Annotated in this window: 17 protein-coding genes; 16 read left to right on the plus strand and 1 reads right to left on the minus strand. The window is 73.7% G+C overall.

Translation table 11 applies throughout. The annotated features are described in order from the left end of the window. Window positions 1-26 precede the first annotated feature (26 nt). Window positions 27-1649, minus strand: coding sequence for a hypothetical protein (locus tag GCL84_RS05560; protein WP_156754269.1), 1623 nt, complete (start codon window positions 1647-1649; stop codon window positions 27-29). 380 nt (window positions 1650-2029) lie between these two features. On the opposite strand from GCL84_RS05560, the gene ffh reads away from it, so the two are divergent. From ffh to GCL84_RS05640, 16 genes are all read left to right on the plus strand, one after another. Next, complete coding sequence (gene ffh, locus GCL84_RS05565; RefSeq protein WP_156754270.1) at window positions 2030-3574, plus strand: signal recognition particle protein; 1545 nt, start codon at window positions 2030-2032, stop codon at window positions 3572-3574. Beyond that, entirely contained in the window at window positions 3574-4659 is a 1086-nt protein-coding gene (locus GCL84_RS05570; RefSeq protein WP_156754271.1) for an amidohydrolase family protein, read from the plus strand. Before ffh ends, GCL84_RS05570 begins: the two co-directional genes overlap by 1 nt. 90 nt (window positions 4660-4749) lie before the next feature. Next, window positions 4750-5505, plus strand: a complete 756-nt coding sequence (locus tag GCL84_RS05575) for a CPBP family intramembrane glutamic endopeptidase (RefSeq protein ID WP_235926012.1) — start codon at window positions 4750-4752, stop codon at window positions 5503-5505. Continuing rightward, the gene (locus tag GCL84_RS05580; RefSeq protein WP_156754304.1) at window positions 5502-6248 is read left to right on the plus strand and encodes a LamB/YcsF family protein; all 747 of its coding nucleotides are present in this window, start codon (window positions 5502-5504) and stop codon (window positions 6246-6248) included. Before GCL84_RS05575 ends, GCL84_RS05580 begins: the two co-directional genes overlap by 4 nt. Window positions 6249-6428: 180 nt before the next feature. After that, window positions 6429-6863 (plus strand): 30S ribosomal protein S16, encoded by a 435-nt coding sequence (gene rpsP, locus GCL84_RS05585; protein ID WP_156754272.1) that lies wholly within the window; start codon window positions 6429-6431, stop codon window positions 6861-6863. Continuing rightward, on the plus strand, window positions 6860-7099 hold the full coding sequence (locus GCL84_RS05590) for an RNA-binding protein (RefSeq protein ID WP_035280809.1): 240 nt from the start codon (window positions 6860-6862) through the stop codon (window positions 7097-7099). Before rpsP ends, GCL84_RS05590 begins: the two co-directional genes overlap by 4 nt. A gap of 8 nt (window positions 7100-7107) precedes the next feature. After that, a complete protein-coding gene (gene rimM / locus GCL84_RS05595; RefSeq protein WP_156754273.1) occupies window positions 7108-7641 on the plus strand; it encodes a ribosome maturation factor RimM in 534 nt (177 codons plus the stop codon). Window positions 7642-7651: 10 nt separating this feature from the next. Further along, the gene (gene trmD, locus GCL84_RS05600) at window positions 7652-8419 is read left to right on the plus strand and encodes a tRNA (guanosine(37)-N1)-methyltransferase TrmD (RefSeq protein WP_156754274.1); all 768 of its coding nucleotides are present in this window, start codon (window positions 7652-7654) and stop codon (window positions 8417-8419) included. A 131-nt stretch (window positions 8420-8550) separates the two neighbouring features. Then, window positions 8551-8910, plus strand: a complete 360-nt coding sequence (gene rplS, locus GCL84_RS05605; RefSeq protein WP_156754275.1) for a 50S ribosomal protein L19 — start codon at window positions 8551-8553, stop codon at window positions 8908-8910. Between the two features lie 1590 nt (window positions 8911-10500). Beyond that, the gene (gene lepB / locus GCL84_RS29835; RefSeq protein WP_407924368.1) at window positions 10501-11448 is read left to right on the plus strand and encodes a signal peptidase I; all 948 of its coding nucleotides are present in this window, start codon (window positions 10501-10503) and stop codon (window positions 11446-11448) included. A gap of 4 nt (window positions 11449-11452) precedes the next feature. Next, the gene (gene lepB / locus GCL84_RS05615) at window positions 11453-12346 is read left to right on the plus strand and encodes a signal peptidase I (RefSeq protein WP_156754276.1); all 894 of its coding nucleotides are present in this window, start codon (window positions 11453-11455) and stop codon (window positions 12344-12346) included. Window positions 12347-12355: 9 nt separating this feature from the next. Then, window positions 12356-13171 (plus strand): signal peptidase I, encoded by an 816-nt coding sequence (lepB, locus tag GCL84_RS05620; RefSeq protein ID WP_156754277.1) that lies wholly within the window; start codon window positions 12356-12358, stop codon window positions 13169-13171. Then, window positions 13168-13953 (plus strand): ribonuclease HII, encoded by a 786-nt coding sequence (locus GCL84_RS05625; protein WP_156754278.1) that lies wholly within the window; start codon window positions 13168-13170, stop codon window positions 13951-13953. The genes lepB (GCL84_RS05620) and GCL84_RS05625 overlap by 4 nt, the downstream gene beginning before the upstream one ends. Next, window positions 13950-14276, plus strand: a complete 327-nt coding sequence (locus GCL84_RS05630) for a DUF2469 domain-containing protein (RefSeq protein WP_156754279.1) — start codon at window positions 13950-13952, stop codon at window positions 14274-14276. Before GCL84_RS05625 ends, GCL84_RS05630 begins: the two co-directional genes overlap by 4 nt. A 262-nt stretch (window positions 14277-14538) precedes the next feature. Next, entirely contained in the window at window positions 14539-14910 is a 372-nt protein-coding gene (locus tag GCL84_RS05635) for a YraN family protein (protein WP_156754280.1), read from the plus strand. After that, entirely contained in the window at window positions 14910-16433 is a 1524-nt protein-coding gene (locus tag GCL84_RS05640; RefSeq protein WP_156754281.1) for a YifB family Mg chelatase-like AAA ATPase, read from the plus strand. The genes GCL84_RS05635 and GCL84_RS05640 overlap by 1 nt, the downstream gene beginning before the upstream one ends. The last annotated feature ends 130 nt before the right edge of the window (window positions 16434-16563 follow it).

Consider the following 16563-nt stretch of genomic DNA (forward strand, 5'->3'; position numbering starts at 1 on the left):
CGCCGAGGGGCGGGCCCACCCGGTGTTCACCGCCGCGCGGTGGCCACGTGGATGGTCAGCCGCGCCCACGCGGCGACGATCCCGCCCGCGATCAGCGCGATGATCAGCCCCACCTCGAGCACCGTCTGGCCGGTCACGCCCACCGGGACCAAGCCCATGAGCGCCTGGACCGCGACCATCAACGCGAACAAGGGCGCCAGCGCCACCGCCGCCCCGCTCGCCGAGGTCGCCGCCGCCCACCCGGCCGCGAAGGCCAGCGCCAGCACCACGACCGCCAGGAGCGCGACCTCCGCCCGCGCGTCACCCGGCGCCCTTCGGACCGTGCTCAACCCGATCCGTTGCAGGAGTTCCACCGCGGCGCTGTCGCCCATCGCGACCACCCGCGCGGCACCGTGCGCGGCCACAGCGGCCAGTGCGGCTGTGCCCGCTGTGCTGCCGCGCAAGGCAAACAGCGCGGTGACAGCGCCCAACACGAGGAACGGCGCCACCACCGTCCACCCGTTGTGGCTCGGCACATCCACCAGCGCCGACACCACCGGCACCGTCGCCGCCGCGCACACCAGCGGAGTGGGCAAGCGGTAGACCAACATCAACGCGCCCATCACCAGCGCGACGGACCGCCATGGCTCGGGCAGCGCGACCAGCGCCACCCCGATCGTCGGCAGGATCAACGCCGCGACAGCGAAGACCTCACCCGCGCGCCCCCGCATCTGCCACGCCAGGACCCCGAACACCGCGCACAGCCCCAAGACCACCCCCGCCGTCGCGATCTCGAGACGACCCCCACCGACGAAGAACGCCACAGCCCGCATCACCGCCACACCCAACGCGACAGCCCCCAACGCCCGCACGACCCCGTCGCGCGTCAACGCCACCACCCCGATGACCGCTGGGGCCGCGATCAACACCCAGCACGCCACCGTCGTCTCACCCGCCACTGTCGCGAACCGCGTCAGCACCAACGACATCAGCCCCACCCCGAACCAGTCCCGCTGCCGCCACGCGACAACCGCCCCCGCGACAGCGATGACCAGCCCCACCACCAGCCACTCCCACGAGTCCACCCCGTCCACGGTGAACCGCTCAAAGCTCCCGAACACCGAGAACAACGCGGGAGCACCCCACAGCATCGCCACCACCGAGGCCCCCGCGACGGCCACTCCCACCCGCGCCACCCGTGACGGCTCCTTGCGCAAGAGGCAGCACACCCCCGCGACCACCACTCCCGCCGCTCCCACGCTCGGCACGACCGCCACGGACCCGGCCACCTCCTGCGCGACGGCCACGCCCGCCACCACACCCAGCCCCGAGGCCGCCGCCCCCATCCCCGACCACGCCAACCCCGCCAGCACCACCACCAGCGGCGCGTACCGCCACACCCCCGACCACAGCACCGGCCCGACCAGGCACGCCGTCAGCACCAAGGCCCCGGCCCCGACCCCGCGCAGCACCGGTCCGCCCACCGCCTCCCGGATCGGCCCGCGCTCCCCCTTCCCGAGGCCGATCAGCGCCACCCCCACGATCGCGATGCCCGCCAGCAGCGCCACGCGGGCCGCCGACAGCGCCGAGTACTTCGGCAATCCCAGGTACCCCGACCCGATGACCACGATCAACGCCCCGACCAGCCCCGCGACCACGGTCCACCGCATGGCTGGAGCGCTCGTCCCCGTCTGCTCCACGGACACCCCCCTCGTCGTACGACGTATCGCGGGAGGGGTCCCGCGTGTGACCGGATTGAGTACTCCTACTCACCCGAACCCGGGTGGCAACCCGCTGTCACCCGGCGGTCGCGCGCGCAAGACTTCACATGCCCGCCGGGAGAGGGGGACCGCGAGACCGGGGAGGGTCGAGCGGACACCTCCCGGGCGGGAACCCGGGTCGGGGCCCTTCGAGGGGTAGGGCCCCACCCGGGGGATAACGGGCCGGGCGAGGGTGATCACAGGCCGCTGGACAACCGGCCGACCCGCTGTTCGACGAGTGGGACTACCCTGGGGAGACAGCCCGACCGACCACTTGGAGTGCCGCTCCCGTGTTCGACACCCTCTCCGACCGCCTGACATCCGTCCTGCAGAACCTGCGGGGCAAGGGGCGGCTCACCGACGCCGACATCGATGCGACCGCGCGCGAGATCCGCATCGCGCTGCTGGAGGCGGATGTCGCGCTGCCGGTGGTGCGCACCTTCATCGCCAAGGTGAAGGAGCGGGCCAAGGGCGCCGAGGTGTCCGCGGCGCTCAACCCGGCGCAGCAGGTCGTCAAGATCGTCAACGAGGAGCTCGTCGCCATCCTCGGCGGCGAGACCCGCAGGCTCAACCTGGCCAAGACCCCGCCGACCGTGATCATGCTCGCGGGTCTGCAGGGCGCGGGCAAGACGACCCTGGCGGGCAAGCTCGCCAAGTGGCTCAAGGGGCAGAACCACGCCCCGATGCTCGTCGCCTGCGACCTGCAGCGGCCCAACGCGGTCAACCAGCTCCAGGTGGTCGGCCAGCGCGCCGAGGTCACCGTGTTCGCCCCCGAGCCGGGCAACGGCGTCGGCGACCCGGTCGAGGTGGCCCGCCGCTCGATCGACGAGGCCCGCCGCACCCAGCACGACGTGGTCGTCGTCGACACCGCGGGCCGCCTGGGCGTCGACGAGGAGCTGATGCGCCAGGCCGCGGACATCAAGGCCGCCATCGGCGCCGACGAGGTCCTGTTCGTGGTCGACGCCATGATCGGCCAGGACGCGGTCACCACCGCCGAGGCCTTCCGCGACGGCGTCGGCTTCACCGGCGTCGTGCTGACCAAGCTCGACGGCGACGCCCGGGGCGGCGCCGCGCTGTCGGTCCGCGAGGTCACCGGCCAGCCCATCCTGTTCGCCTCCAACGGCGAGGGCCTGGCCGACTTCGACGCCTTCCACCCCGACCGGATGGCCTCGCGCATCCTCGGCATGGGCGACGTGCTCACCCTGATCGAGCAGGCCGAGCAGCACTTCGACCAGGCGCAGGCGGAGAAGGCCGCGGCCAAGATCGGCACCGGCGAGCTGACCCTCGAGGACTTCCTCGAGCAGATGCTCGCGGTCCGCAAGATGGGCCCGATCTCCAACCTGCTCGGCATGCTGCCCGGCGCGGGCCAGATGAAAGACGCCCTGGCCCAGGTCGACGAGAAGCACATCGACCGGCTGCAGGCGATCATCCGCGGCATGACCCCGGCCGAGCGCCAGGACCCCAAGATGATCAACGCCTCGCGCAGGCTGCGCATCGCCAAGGGCTCCGGCGTCGAGGTCCGCGACGTCAACGACCTGGTCAACCGGTTCTTCGACGCCCGCAAGATGATGCAGCAGATGGCGGGCCGCTTCGGCATGCCGGGCGCGGGCGGCAACCGGGCGAACAACCGCAAGGGCAAGAAGGGCAAGAAGGGCAAGGGGCGCGGCCCCACCCCGCCCAAGGTGCGCGGCGGGATGCCCGGCGGCTTCCCGTTCGGCCCCCCCGGCGGCGCGATGCCCCCCGGCGTCCCGGACGTCTCGTCCATGCCCCCCGGCCTCAACCAGTTGCCCCCCGGCTTCGACCCCTCGAAGCTGAAGTTCCCCAAGGGCAAGTAGTGACCGCGCTCCACCTGCGCGGCGTCGTGCTGCCCAGCGACGACGGCGGGGACGTCGAACGCGACCTGTGGATCGTCAACGGCCGGGTGCGCACCCGGCCCGTGCCGAACGCGGAGACGGTGGTCGACGGCGGCTGGCTCATCCCCGGCCTGGTCGACGCGCACTGCCACGTCGGCATCGGACCCGAGGGCCCGGTCGACCTGGAGACCGCCGCCACCCAGGCCGAGACCGACCGCGACGCGGGCGCCCTGCTGCTGCGCGACTGCGGCTCGCCGATCGACACGCGGCCGCTGCAGGAGCGCCTCGACCTGCCGCGCATCGTGCGCGCGGGCAGGCACGTGGCGCGCCCCAAGCGCTACATCCCGCACCTGGGCGTCGACATCGAGGACCCGGCCGACCTGCCCGCCGCCGTGCTGGAGCAGGCCGAGTACGGCGACGGCTGGGTCAAGCTGGTCGGCGACTGGATCGACCGGGGCACCGGCGACCTGGCCCCGCTGTGGCCCGACGAGGTGCTCAAGGCGGCCATCGACGCCGCGCACTCGGTCGGCGCGAAGGTCACCGCGCACGTGTTCGGCGAGGACGCGCTGCCCGGCCTGGTCCGCTCCGGCATCGATTGCATCGAGCACGGCACCGGCCTGACCAGCGACCTCATCGCCGAGATGGCCGAGCGCGGCACCGCGCTGGTGCCCACGGTGATCAACATCGAGAACTTCCCCGGCATCGCGGCCAAGGCGACCAAGTACCCCGCCTACGCCGCGCACATGCGCGCCCTGCACGCCCGCGTCGACTCGATGGTCCGCGAGGCCGTCGAGGCGGGCGTCCCGGTCTACGCGGGCACCGACGCCGGCGGCGGCATCAAGCACGGCCGGATCGTCGACGAGATCGCCGCCCTGCACGCGGCGGGCATGAGCGCCGAGCAGGCGCTCGGCGCGGGGAGCTGGGCGGCCCGGTCCTGGCTGGGCCACTCCGGCCTGACCGAGGGCGCCCCGGCCGACGTGCTGGCCTTCGACACCGACCCGCGCGCCGACCTGCGGGTGCTGCGCGCCCCGAAGCGGATCATCTTGCGCGGCCGGGTGGTGGGCTAGCCCGGCAGGGCTAGGCTGGTGTGGCGACGAGCCGAGGGATGGGGGGTAGAGGTGTCGGCACCGCTGTCCGATGACCCTTCGGCCCCGTCAGTGCCCCCGGCGCCTCCAGAGCCTTCAGCCCCGTCGGCCGAGCCCGGCGCGTCCACCCCGACGCACCGCTGGGGCTTCGGGGCGTTCCTGCTCGTCTTCGCCGTGTTCGTGCTCTCCGCGGTGGTCATCGCCGCCTTCATGGGCCTGGCCTCGCCGCAGCAGGAGGACCCGATCGCGGTCGTCCTCGTCGGCACCATGGTCCCGCCGCTGCTGGCCACCGGCGTCGCACTGCTGATCACCAAGCTGCGCGGCAACGGGCCCGTGCTCGACCTCAAGCTCAGCTACAACCGCGACGACCTGCGGATCGGCCTCAAGTTCGGCTGCGCGGGCCTGGTGCTGACCACCGTCGCCGCGGCGATCTGGAGCAGGCTGGTCGGCGACGGCGACGCCACCTCGGCCATCGGCGCGCTGGTCGACGGGCAGGCCATGCCGGTCAGCGCGGCGATCGCGCTGTTCCTCTACGTGTGGCTGATCGGCCCGCTGTGCGAGGAGATCATGTACCGCGGCCTGCTGTGGGGCTCGCTGGAGCGGTTGCAGTGGGGCAAGTGGGCGGTGTTCGGGCTGACCACGGTGATCTTCGCCGTGAGCCACCTCGAGCCGATGCGCACCTCGCTGCTGCTGGTCATCGGCATCCCCATCGGCCTGGCCCGGCTCTACTCCGGCCGCCTCGGCGCCAGCGTGGTCGCCCACCAGGTCAACAACTTCCTGCCCGCGCTGTCGGTCATGCTGATCAGCATGGGCGTGTGGGACGCGTGAGCCTCGACCTCAACGCCGACCTCGGCGAGGGCTTCGGCGCGTGGACCCTGGGCGACGACGCGGCCCTGCTGGCGGTCGTCACCTCGGCCAACGTCGCCTGCGGCTTCCACGCGGGCGACGCCTCGACCATGCGCGCGGTCTGCGCCGGGGCCGCCGAGCGCGGCGTGGCCGTGGGCGCGCAGGTCTCCTACCGCGACCTCGCCGGGTTCGGCCGCCGGTTCATCGACGTCGACCCGGCGCACCTGGCCGACGAGGTGCTCTACCAGGTCGGCGCGCTCGAGGCCTGCGCCAGGGCTGCCGGGACCCGCGTCTCCTACGTCAAACCGCACGGCGCCCTCTACAACGCCACCGTGCACCACGAGGCCCAGGCGCGCGCCGTCGTCGAGGGCGTCCGCGCGTTCGGGGACCTGCCGGTCCTCGGCCTGCCCGGCTCGCGGCTGCTGGCCCTGGCCGGGGCGTCCGCCGTCGAGGAGGCCTTCGCCGACCGGGGGTACACCCCCGAGGGCACGCTGGTCCCGCGGCGCGAGCCCGGCGCGCTCGTGGCCGACACCGGGGCGGTGGTGGCCCGCGCCGTGCGGCTGGCGGAGAGCGGCGAGATCGTCGCGGTGGACGGCACGGTCCTGCGCACGAGCGCGCGCTCCCTGTGCCTGCACGGCGACACCCCGGGGGCCGTCGACCACGCCCGCGCCGTCCGAGCCGCACTGGCGGCCGCGGGCATCGAGATCGCCCCCTTCGCGGTCTGACCCACCCGCCGGTTGGTGACCCGTCGGGGCCGTCTGGCACAATCGGTGGCTGTCCGTCGAGGCCGGACCCTCTCACCGCGCCCCGACGCCGAAACCTTTTGACCGCCGCACCCGAATCCCCACGCGGGACGCGTCGGACGCACCGTTTTCACCCGAGAGTCTCAAGGAGTACCCGCAACCGTGGCTGTCAAGATCAAGCTCCAGCGCCTGGGCAAGATCCGCGCGCCGTTCTACCGCATCATCGTGGCCGACGCGCGCACCCGTCGCGACGGCAAGGCGATCGAGACCATCGGCCGCTACAACCCGAAGAACGAGCCGAGCCTCATCGAGGTCGACACCGAGCGCGCCCAGCACTGGCTGGGTGTCGGCGCGCAGCCGACCGACGCCGTCCTCGCGCTGCTGAAGATCACCGGCGACTGGCAGAAGTTCAAGGGCCTGCCGGGCGCCGAGGGCACCCTCAAGGTCGCCGAGGCCAAGGCCAGCAAGCAGGAGCTGTTCGAGGCGGCGCTCAAGGCGGCGGGCGACGAGCCCACCACCGAGGCCACCACCCCGAAGAAGAAGTCGGCCCCGAAGAAGGACGACAAGCCCGCCGAGGCCGAGGCCGCGGCGGAGTGAGCGCCCTCGCGGACGCCCTGGAGCACCTGGTCAGGGGCATCGTCGACAACCCGGACGACGTCCAGGTCGAGCTGGTCACGAACCGTCGTGGCCGCACGCTCGAGGTGCACGTCAACCCCGAGGACCTGGGCAAGGTCATCGGGCGCGGCGGGCGCACCGCGACCGCGCTGCGGACCGTGATGGCCGGGGTCGGCGGTCGCGGCATCCGCGTCGACGTGGTCGACACCGACCACTAGCAGCACACATGTCAGAGCAGAACCTGGTCGCCATCGGCCGGGTGGCCAAGGCGCACGGCATCCACGGCGAGCTCGCCGTGGAGCCGCGCACCGACGTGCCCGAGCAGCGCTTCGCGCTCGGCGCCACGATGACCGCCCGGCCGAAGGGCGCGCCCGCGCGCACGCTCACCGTGGCAACCGTCCGGTCGCACACCGGGCGGTTGCTCGTGCGCTTCGAGGAGGTCCCCGACCGCACCGCCGCCGAGGCGCTGCGCGGGGCCGTGCTGGTGGCCGACACGGCCGACCTGCCGCCGACCGAGTCCCCCGACGAGTTCTACGACCACGAGCTCGAGGGCCTGGCCGCCGAGCTGGTCGACGGCACCCGCGTCGGCACCGTGCGCGAGATCACCCACGGCTCCGCCACCGACCTGCTGGTCCTCGACGTGGACGGCCGCGAGGTCCTCGTCCCGTTCGTCAGCGAGATCGTCCCGACGGTGGACGTCGCGGGCGGCCGGATCGTGCTCGACCCCCCAGAGGGCCTGCTCGACCTGGAATCCCTGTGACGGCCGCCCGGTGAGGCTCGACGTCGTCACGATCTTCCCCGAGTACCTCGAGCCGCTGCGCGCCGCGCTGCTGGGCCGGGCGCTCGACCGCGGCCTGATCTCGCTGGCCGTGCACGACCTGCGCCGCTGGACCCGCGACGTGCACAAGGCCGTCGACGACTCGCCCTACGGCGGCGGCCCCGGCATGGTCATGAAGCCGCAGATCTGGGGCGAGGCGCTCGACGAGGTCTGCGCGGGCCCGGCCCCCCGGCTGATCGTCCCCACCCCCGCGGGCCGCCCGTTCACCCAGGCGCTGGCCCAGGAGCTGGCGGGGGAGGAGCGCCTGGTCTTCGCCTGCGGCCGGTACGAGGGCATCGACCAGCGCGTCATCGATGACGCGGGCGCCCGGATGCGGGTCGACGAGGTCTCCATCGGCGACTACGTGCTCGTCGGCGGCGAGGTCGCGGTCATGGTGATCGTCGAGGCCGTGGTCCGGCTGCTGCCCGGCGTGCTGGGCAACCCCGCCTCGCACCAGGAGGACTCGTTCTCCGACGGCCTGCTCGAGGGCCCCAGCTACACCCGCCCCGAGGTCTGGCGCGACCGCCCGGTCCCCGACGTGCTGCGCTCGGGCAACCACGCCGCGATCGCCCGCTGGCGCCGTGACCAGGCGCTGACCCGGACCGCCGAGCGCCGCCCGGACCTGTTGTCCGCGCTGCCGGACGGCTCCCTGGACAAGCACGACAAGGCGTTGCTCGCGGGCTTGCCGGGGGGCGATTTCACCTCCGGCCCACCCGCGTGACATACTTTCGAGGTTGACGCGTCCGGCAGTGCCCGTGATGCGCGCGCAAGCCCCCTTCCAGGCTGGACTGCTCGGCGTGACGCCGTCCCCGGCCAGGACGAATTGTTTCCAAGGACGAGGACGGACTTCCGATGAACACCCTGGATGCCCTGGACGCCAAGTCGTTGCGTTCCGACATCCCGGCCTTTCGACCGGGCGACACGCTGAAGGTCCACGTTCGCGTCATCGAGGGCACCCGTTCCCGTGTCCAGGTCTTCCAGGGTGTGGTCATCCGCCGCCAGGGCGGTGGCATCCGGGAGACCTTCACCGTGCGCAAGGTGTCGTTCGGCGTCGGCGTGGAGCGCACCTTCCCGGTGCACACCCCGAACATCGCCGAGATCGAGGTCGCCAAGCGCGGCGACGTGCGCCGGGCCAAGCTCTACTACCTGCGCAAGCTGCGCGGCAAGGCCGCCAAGATCAAGGAGAAGCGTGACCCGCAGCCCGTGAGCTGACACGGGTAGCACACCGGCTCACGTACCCTGACATGCGTGGTCGACCGCCCCCCGCACAGCGCGCCCCCGGATGCCCAGGCAGATCGGGAGCAGCGCCGTCGCGGCGGAGCGGTCGGCCACGAGTCGTTTCCGGCCGAGAACGGTCGTCCGACCAGCGCGAGCGGTAACGGCTCCGGCAACGGGTCGCCCGCGGGCAACGGGAACGGCGCGGACCACCCCGAGTTCATCCCGGAGGTCCCGGAGCTGCCCGCGCTCGACCCCGTCGAGCCCGAGTTCTGGTTCGGCGCCCCGCTCGAGGAGGACCCGAGCGCGAGCGCCCCCGAGGTCTGGCCGAGCATCCCCGCCGAGGAGCGCCCGCCTGGCCGCCCCCAGCAGGCCCACGAGCCCTCCGCCTGGTTCCCCGAGTCGGCCGCCCGCTCCGCCGAGCAGGCCCACCAGCCCGGGGACCAGCCCTCCGAGCGCACCACCCGCCGCGCCCGCCGAGAGGCGGAGGAAGCCGCCCGGGCCGCGGGCGCGCAGCCCCCGCCGACCACCAGGCGCCGCGCTGACCCGGGCCCCGCCAGCGACGCCCCCCAGCCCGCCACGCAGGTCTCCCGCCGGGCCGACCCCGCGCAGGCCCAGCCGGGCGCCCAGGCCCCCCGTGGTGCCGCCGAGCAGGACAACGGCCTGGCCGCCTACGTCACCGAGCAGATCTCCCGGCGCCCGGAGAGCCAGCCGACCACAGAGGTCCGCCGGTCCGCGGGCGGCGAGGACAACTCGCGCACCCGGGCGCCGCTGCCGCCCGCGTTCTTCGACGCCTCCTTCAACTCGCAGTTGCGCCCCGACCTGTCCTCCAACCCGGGGATGCTCCCCGTCGAGAAGCCCGAGCCCGGTGCCAAGCCCCGGGCCGAGGACAAGCCCCAGAACAAGCCCCAGGACAAGCCCAAGGACAAGCCCAAGGACAAGCCCAAGGCCCCGCCGCCCACCTCGGCGGAGGTGACCACCGCCGCCACGACCACGGCGGCGGTCACCTCGGCGGGCACCACCTCGGCCATCCCGCCCATCCCGGCCGACGCCGAGTCCCTCGACGACGTCCCGATGTCGCGCCCGCGCCGGGTCACCCCGCCCGCCGCCCGGATCGACGTCGACCCCACCCGGCACCTCACCCAGCCGATCCCGCGCCGCAAGCGCCCGATCCCGCCGGAGTCCGACGCCGAGGCGACCGTCCTGCTGCCCAAGATCCCCGCCGAGCCGACGGCCGCGGAGACCAAGTCCCCCGGGCCCAAGGCCCCCGTACCCAAGGCGGCGGAACGCCGGGCCCCGGAGCGCGGAGCGCCCGAATCGCAGCGCAAGGCGCCGCGCCGCCCGGTCACCACCGGCACGCACCGCTCGATCAAGCCCGTGGAGCCCCCGGCGGAGCAGCCCCCCGCGCGCCACTCCGCCGCCCGGGCCACCGAGCCCCCCGCGCGCCACTCCGCTGAGCGCCGCAGCGCCGAGCGCCCGGCCCAGCCCGGCACCGCGCTGGAGCCCATCCGCCCCCGCGCGGTCGTCCGCACCACCGCCCCCGCCTCCGCCCCCGCCTCCGCCCCCGCCGAGGAGGACGCGCCGGAGGTGCGGCCCCGCCGCGCCCGCCGCCGTTCCGCCGACGCGGGCACCGAGCGGGTGGCGCCGGTCCGCGGGCCCAAGAGCCGCGCCGACGGCGAGGACGGCGAGCGGCCCGGGGGCAAGCGCGGCAAGCACCGCAGGGCGCCGCGCAGGCAGCCGCTGTGGCGCGAGATCCTGGTCCTGGTCGGTGTGGCGCTGCTGCTGACGTTCCTCATCCAGCAGTTCATCGGCCGCGTCTACTCCATCCCCTCGGGGTCGATGGAGCAGACGCTGCACGGCTGTCCCGGCTGCACCGGCGACCGCGTGTTCGTGGACAAGATGATCTACGACTTCCGCGACCCCACCCCCGGTGACGTGATCGTGTTCGAGGGCCCCAACACCTGGACCGAGAACGACGTCGAGACCGACGAGCCGTCCAACGCCTTCCTCAGCGCGCTGCGCAAGACCGGCTCGTTCATCGGCATCGCCCCGCCGGACGAGAGCGACTTCGTCAAGCGGGTCGTCGCCGTGGGCGGGCAGACCGTCGAGTGCTGCGACGCCCAGGACCGCGTCCTCGTCGACGGCGAGCCCCTCGACGAGCCCTATGTCTACTGGCAGTTCGGCGGCCCCGGCGGGCGCCAGACGTTCGATCGCGTTACCGTCCCCGAAGGCACCCTGTGGGTCATGGGGGACAACCGGGCCAACTCCTCGGACTCCCGCTTCCAGGGCGGCGGCGGCATCCGCGGCGTCGTCCCCCTCGGCAAGGTCATCGGCAAGGTGCGCTACATCGTGCTCCCGCCGTCGCGCTGGCGCGGCGTGGGCGACCACAACCCGCAGGCGGGGCAGCAGTTGTCTGCGGCGGGGTGGCAGGTGCAACTCCCGCTCGGGATCGGCTTCGCGGCCGCGTGGCCGGTGCTGATGCTGACCCGACGGGCCAAGGACGCCCTGCTCCCCCTCGTACCGAGGAAAGGCTGAACAGTTGTCCGACGACAACGGCGCCGCGCCGGGGGATGGACGCGGCACCGAGGACATCGACGCTCCCACCGAGGGGCGCACGTCCGGCAAGACGAAGAAGAAGCGACCCTTTTGGGTGGAGTTGCCCATCCTGCTCGCGCTGGCGCTGGTCCTCACGATCATCATCCAGTCGTTCATCGCCCGGGTGTTCGTGATCCCGTCGGAGTCGATGGAGAAGACCCTGCACGGCTGTCCGGGCTGCGTGGGCGACCGGGTGCTCGTCGACCGGGTCGTCTACTACTTCCGCGACCCGCGGCCCGGCGACGTCATAGTGTTCGAGCGGCCCGGCACCTGGGACCAGACCGGTCTCTCCGACGCCAACGCCAACCCGGTGCTGGGCTGGTTCCAGGACCTCGGCGCGCAGTTCGGCCTGGGCACCCCGAGCGAGGAGGACGTGGTCAAGCGCGTCATCGCCACCGAGGGCCAGACCATCGAGTGCTGCGACGCCCAGGACCGGGTGACCGTCGACGGCGAACCGCTGGACGAGCCCTACCGCAACCACATCTTCCCCGGTGACAAGCAGGAGCCGTTCGCGCCGATCACCGTCCCGGCGGGCAAGTTGTTCGTCATGGGCGACAACCGCAACAACTCCCGCGACTCGCGCACCCAGGGCGGCGGCGGCGAGAACGGCTTCGTCCCCGTCGACGACGTCATCGGCAAGGCACGGTCGATCATCCTGCCGCCCGGCCGCTGGCAGGGCGTCGGCGACCACGACCCGCACACCCAGGCGCTGTCGGCGCCCGCGTGGCAGGTGGGCATCCCGGCCGGGGTCGGCCTGGCGGCGGCGTGGCCGACGCTGTGGGCCGGGCGCAGGCTCAAGGGGCTGCTGGTGCGCGACCGGGCCGCGGGGCCTCGGTAGGCTGCCCCGGTGCCCGACGGTGCTGACCCCGAGGACGAGCCCACGGGGAGGAAGAAGCTCCCCCTCTGGGTCGAGTTGCCGATCCTGCTGGCCGTCGCGCTGGTCATCAGCTTCCTGGTGCAGTCGTTCGTGGCCAGGGTGTACGTGATCCCGTCGGAGTCGATGGAGGCCACGCTGCACGGCTGCCCCGGCTGCACGGGCGACCGCGTGGTCGTCGACCGGGTCGTCTACGCCTTCGGCGACCCGGAGCCGGGCGAGGTCGTCGTGTTCGCCCGGCCCGCGACCTGGAACCACTCGGAGCACTCCGCCGACCGCTCGGAGAACACCGTGGTCCGCTGGCTGCAGGACGTCGGGTCGGTGTTCGGCCTGGCCACCTCGACCGAGGACGACGTGGTCAAGCGCGTGGTCGCCGTCGGCGGGCAGACCGTGCGCTGCTGCGACGGGCAGAACCGGGTGGTCGTCGACGACCGGCCGCTCGACGAGCCCTACCTGCACTGGGAGGGCATCCCCCGCCAGGAGGAGTTCCCCGTGGTGTCGGTGCCGCAGGGCATGCTGTTCGTGATGGGTGACAACCGGAACAACTCAGGGGACTCCCGCACCCAGGGCGGGGGCGGCGCCAACGGCTTGGTACCGGTCGACGACGTCATCGGCAAGGCGCGCGCGGTCATCCTGCCGCCGTCGCGCTGGCGGGGCGTCGGCGACCACGACCCGCAGGCGCTGTCGGCGCCCGCCTGGCAGCAGGGCATCCCGCTCGGCGTCGGGCTCGCCGCGGCGTGGCCCGCGCTGTGGCTGGGGCGGCGGCTGCGCGAGGTGGTGGCCAGGTGAACGCCGAGGTGATCCGCCCGCCGCGCGCCGTGCTGCGCCGCGACACCGGGAACTGGGGCCTGCAGGGCGCGCTGCACCGGCGCGGCCTCGGCCCCGTCGCGGGCGTGGACGAGGCGGGCCGGGGCGCGTGCGCCGGGCCACTGGTCATCGCCTCCTGCGTGCTGCGCCCCGGCGACGCGGCCCGCCTCGACGGCCTCACCGACTCCAAGCTGATGACCGCCACCGCCCGCGACCGGATGTTCGACCTGGTCAAGGCCCGCGCGCTGGACTACGCCGTCGTCGTCGTGCCCACCGCCGAGGTCGACCTCAAGGGCGTGCACGTGTCCAACATCGAGGGCATGCGCCGCGCCGTGGCCCGGCTGGGCACCCACCCCGGCTACGTCCTCACCGACGGCTTCCGGGTGCCGGGCCTGACCGCCCCGAGCATGCCGGTGATCAAGGGCGACCAGGCCGCGGCGTGCGTGGCGGCGGCGTCGGTGCTGGCCAAGGTCACCCGGGACCGGATCATGGCCCGCCTGCACGAGGACCTGCCCGAGTACCGGTTCGACGTGCACAAGGGCTACTGCACGGGCCTGCACACCAGGGCGTTGACCGAGCACGGCCCCAGCCACGAGCACCGCTGGTCGTTCGCCAACGTCGCCGCTTCGGGCGTCGCGCACGGCAAGCGCGCGCCACACCGGGTGGCGCTGAGCGTCGCGGCGGCCGCCGTGGTCCAGAATGGGGTCTCCCCGCCGGTCGACGGGGATCGGACGCCACGACCAGGAGGGGCGCGCAACGGATGAGCGCGGAGGATCTCGAGAAGTACGAGACCGAGATGGAGCTGCAGCTCTACCGGGAGTACCGCGACATAGTGGGCCAGTTCGCCTACGTCGTGGAGACAGAGCGCAGGTTCTACCTGGCCAACGGGGTGGACGTCCAGGTCCGAGACGCCGACGGCGAGGTCTATTTCGAGGTCCGCATGTCCGACGCCTGGGTCTGGGACATGTACCGCCCCGCCCGCTTCGTCAAGAACGTCCGGGTGATCACCTTCAAGGACGTCAACGTCGAGGAACTGGACAAGCCGGACCTGCGACTCCCGGAGAACGGTCCCTTCGGCGGCCAGTGACCCGGTCGCCCTGAAGCTCTTCCCCGGATGCCCCGATCTCGCGATCGGGGCATCCGGCGTTCCACCCCCGTGAAACCCGCGTTTTCAACCCCACGTCACGCACGGCCCCCCGCCCAGCACACCACGAACCCCTGACAGGCAGCGGCCGCTGACCTGGGCTCATCCACATCACCCGGTCGTGATGCCCAGATCCGGAGCGGCTCTGGTCCGCCCCCGCCTGCCCCGGCACCGTCGAGAGCGACACCCCTCGACAGGAGCCGACATGACCGACCAGACCCCCGCCCCGCACCTCGCCGTCGGCAGGCGCGGCGAGGACATCGCCGCCCGCTACCTCGCCGCCACCGGCCTCGTCGTGCTCGCCAGGAACTGGCGGTGCGAGCTCGGCGAGCTCGACGTCGTCTGCGCCGACGGCGTCGGGGTGGTCGTGTGCGAGGTCAAGACCCGGTCCGGGACCGGGTACGGCGCCCCTGCCGAAGCCGTCGACGACGCGAAGGCCAGGCGGATCAGGGCGCTGGGCGTCCGGTGGTTGCGGGAGAACGACATCCCCCACTGCCCGGTCCGCCACGACATCGTCTCCGTGCTGCTCCGCCCCGGCGCGCCCGCCGAGGTCGCGCACCTGCGGGGTGCGTTCTGATGGTCCTCGCCAAGGTCTGGTCGGTGGCCCTGCGCGGCGTCGACGGCGTCACCGTCGAGGTGGAGGCCGACATCGGCGGCGGCAAGCCGGGCACGCACATCGTCGGCCTGCCCGACGCCGCGCTCAGCGAGGCCAAGGACCGGGTGCGCGCGGCCGTCCGCAACAGCGGGCTGCGCTGGCCCGAGCAGTTGGTCACCCTCGCGCTGTCCCCGGCCGACCTGCACAAGTCCGGCTCCGCCTACGACCTCGCCCTGGCCGTCGCCGTCCTGATCGCCGACGGGAAGGTGCCCGCCGAGCCGTTCGCGGGCACCGCGCTGGTCGGCGAGCTCGCCCTCGACGGGCGCCTGCGCGCCGTGCGCGGCGTGCTGCCCCGGCTGCTCGCCGCCCGCCGCGCGGGCCACACCCTGGCCATCGTGCCGGTCCCGGTCCTGGCCGAGGCGGCCCTGGTCCCGGACCTGGCCGTCCTCGGCGCCCGCCACCTCGCCGACGTCGTCGCCTGGGCCACCGACCGCCCCGACGCCCTGTCCGCCCCGTCCGCCGCCGCGACCGGCCCCGCCGACCCGTCCCCGGACCTCAGCGACGTCGTGGGCCAGCCCGAGGCCCGCTGGGCCCTGGAGGTCGCCGCCGCTGGCGGGCACCACATGCTGCTCTCCGGCCCGCCGGGCACCGGCAAGACGATGCTCGCCCGCCGCCTGCCCGGCCTGCTCCCGCCGCTGCCCCGCGAACGGGCGCTCGAGATCACCGCCATCCACTCCGCGGCGGGCGACCTCCCCGCCGACCAGCCCCTGATCACCGTCCCGCCCTTCATCGCCCCCCACCACAGCGCGAGCATCGCCGCTCTCGTCGGTGGCGGCGCCGGTCTCGCGAAACCGGGCGCGATCAGCAAGGCGCACAACGGCGTCCTGTTCCTGGACGAGGCAGCCGAGTTCCCCGCCAGCCGCCTCGAGGCCCTGCGCACCGCGCTGGAGGAAGGCGAGATCCGCCTCGCCCGCCGCGACGGGGTGGTGCGGTACCCGGCCGCCTTCCAACTCGTCCTCGCCACCAACACCTGCCCCTGCGCCCCACCCAAGGAGTCCGACTGCACCTGCACCCCGGCAGCCCGCCGCCGCTATCTCTCCCGCCTGTCCGGCCCCCTCCTCGACCGCGTCGACATCCGCGTCCACATGCGGCCGAGCACCGCCCTGTCCCGCGCCCCGGACCAGGAGGCCCCCGAACCCACCGCCGCGGTCCGCGCCCGGGTCGCCGAGGCCCGCGACCGCGCCCGCCACCGCTGGTCGACCCACGGCTGGCGCACCAACGCCGAGGTCCCGGGCCCAGCGCTGCGCCAAGACCACCCCATCCCCCGCGAGGCCACCACGGTCTTGGACACCAGCCTCACCAGAGGCCTCCTCACCGCCCGGGGCGCCGACCGCTGCCTGCGCCTCGCCTGGACCCTCGCCGACCTGGGCAAGACCGCCCCGCCCACCCGGGACCACATCGCCACCGCCCTCCACTTCCGCGGCCGCCACCTCCCCACCGCATAAGGAGAACCCATGCGCACCACCGCCCCCACAACCCCGGGCGCCACCAGCCCTCCGGCTCCCCGGTCCACGCCCGGCACACCCTCCAACCAGGAAAGCGCGGCCCGTCGAGCCCAGGCCCGCCTCCTACCCC

Origin of the sequence: Actinokineospora pegani (genome assembly GCF_009745975.1) — a bacterium.
In the GTDB taxonomy this organism is placed as follows: domain Bacteria; phylum Actinomycetota; class Actinomycetes; order Mycobacteriales; family Pseudonocardiaceae; genus Actinokineospora; species Actinokineospora pegani.

What these genes read in the sequence shown, in the direction of transcription:
- GCL84_RS05560 (WP_156754269.1), bottom strand. Translation starts at nt 1,649, where the DNA reads ATGCGGTGGACCGTGGTCGCGGGGCTGGTCGGGGCGTTGATCGTGGTC.
- rimM (WP_156754273.1), top strand. Translation starts at nt 7,108, where the DNA reads ATGTCAGAGCAGAACCTGGTCGCCATCGGCCGGGTGGCCAAGGCGCAC.
- rplS (WP_156754275.1), top strand. Translation starts at nt 8,551, where the DNA reads ATGAACACCCTGGATGCCCTGGACGCCAAGTCGTTGCGTTCCGACATC.
- GCL84_RS05630 (WP_156754279.1), top strand. Translation starts at nt 13,950, where the DNA reads ATGAGCGCGGAGGATCTCGAGAAGTACGAGACCGAGATGGAGCTGCAG.
- GCL84_RS05635 (WP_156754280.1), top strand. Translation starts at nt 14,539, where the DNA reads ATGACCGACCAGACCCCCGCCCCGCACCTCGCCGTCGGCAGGCGCGGC.
- GCL84_RS05640 (WP_156754281.1), top strand. Translation starts at nt 14,910, where the DNA reads ATGGTCCTCGCCAAGGTCTGGTCGGTGGCCCTGCGCGGCGTCGACGGC.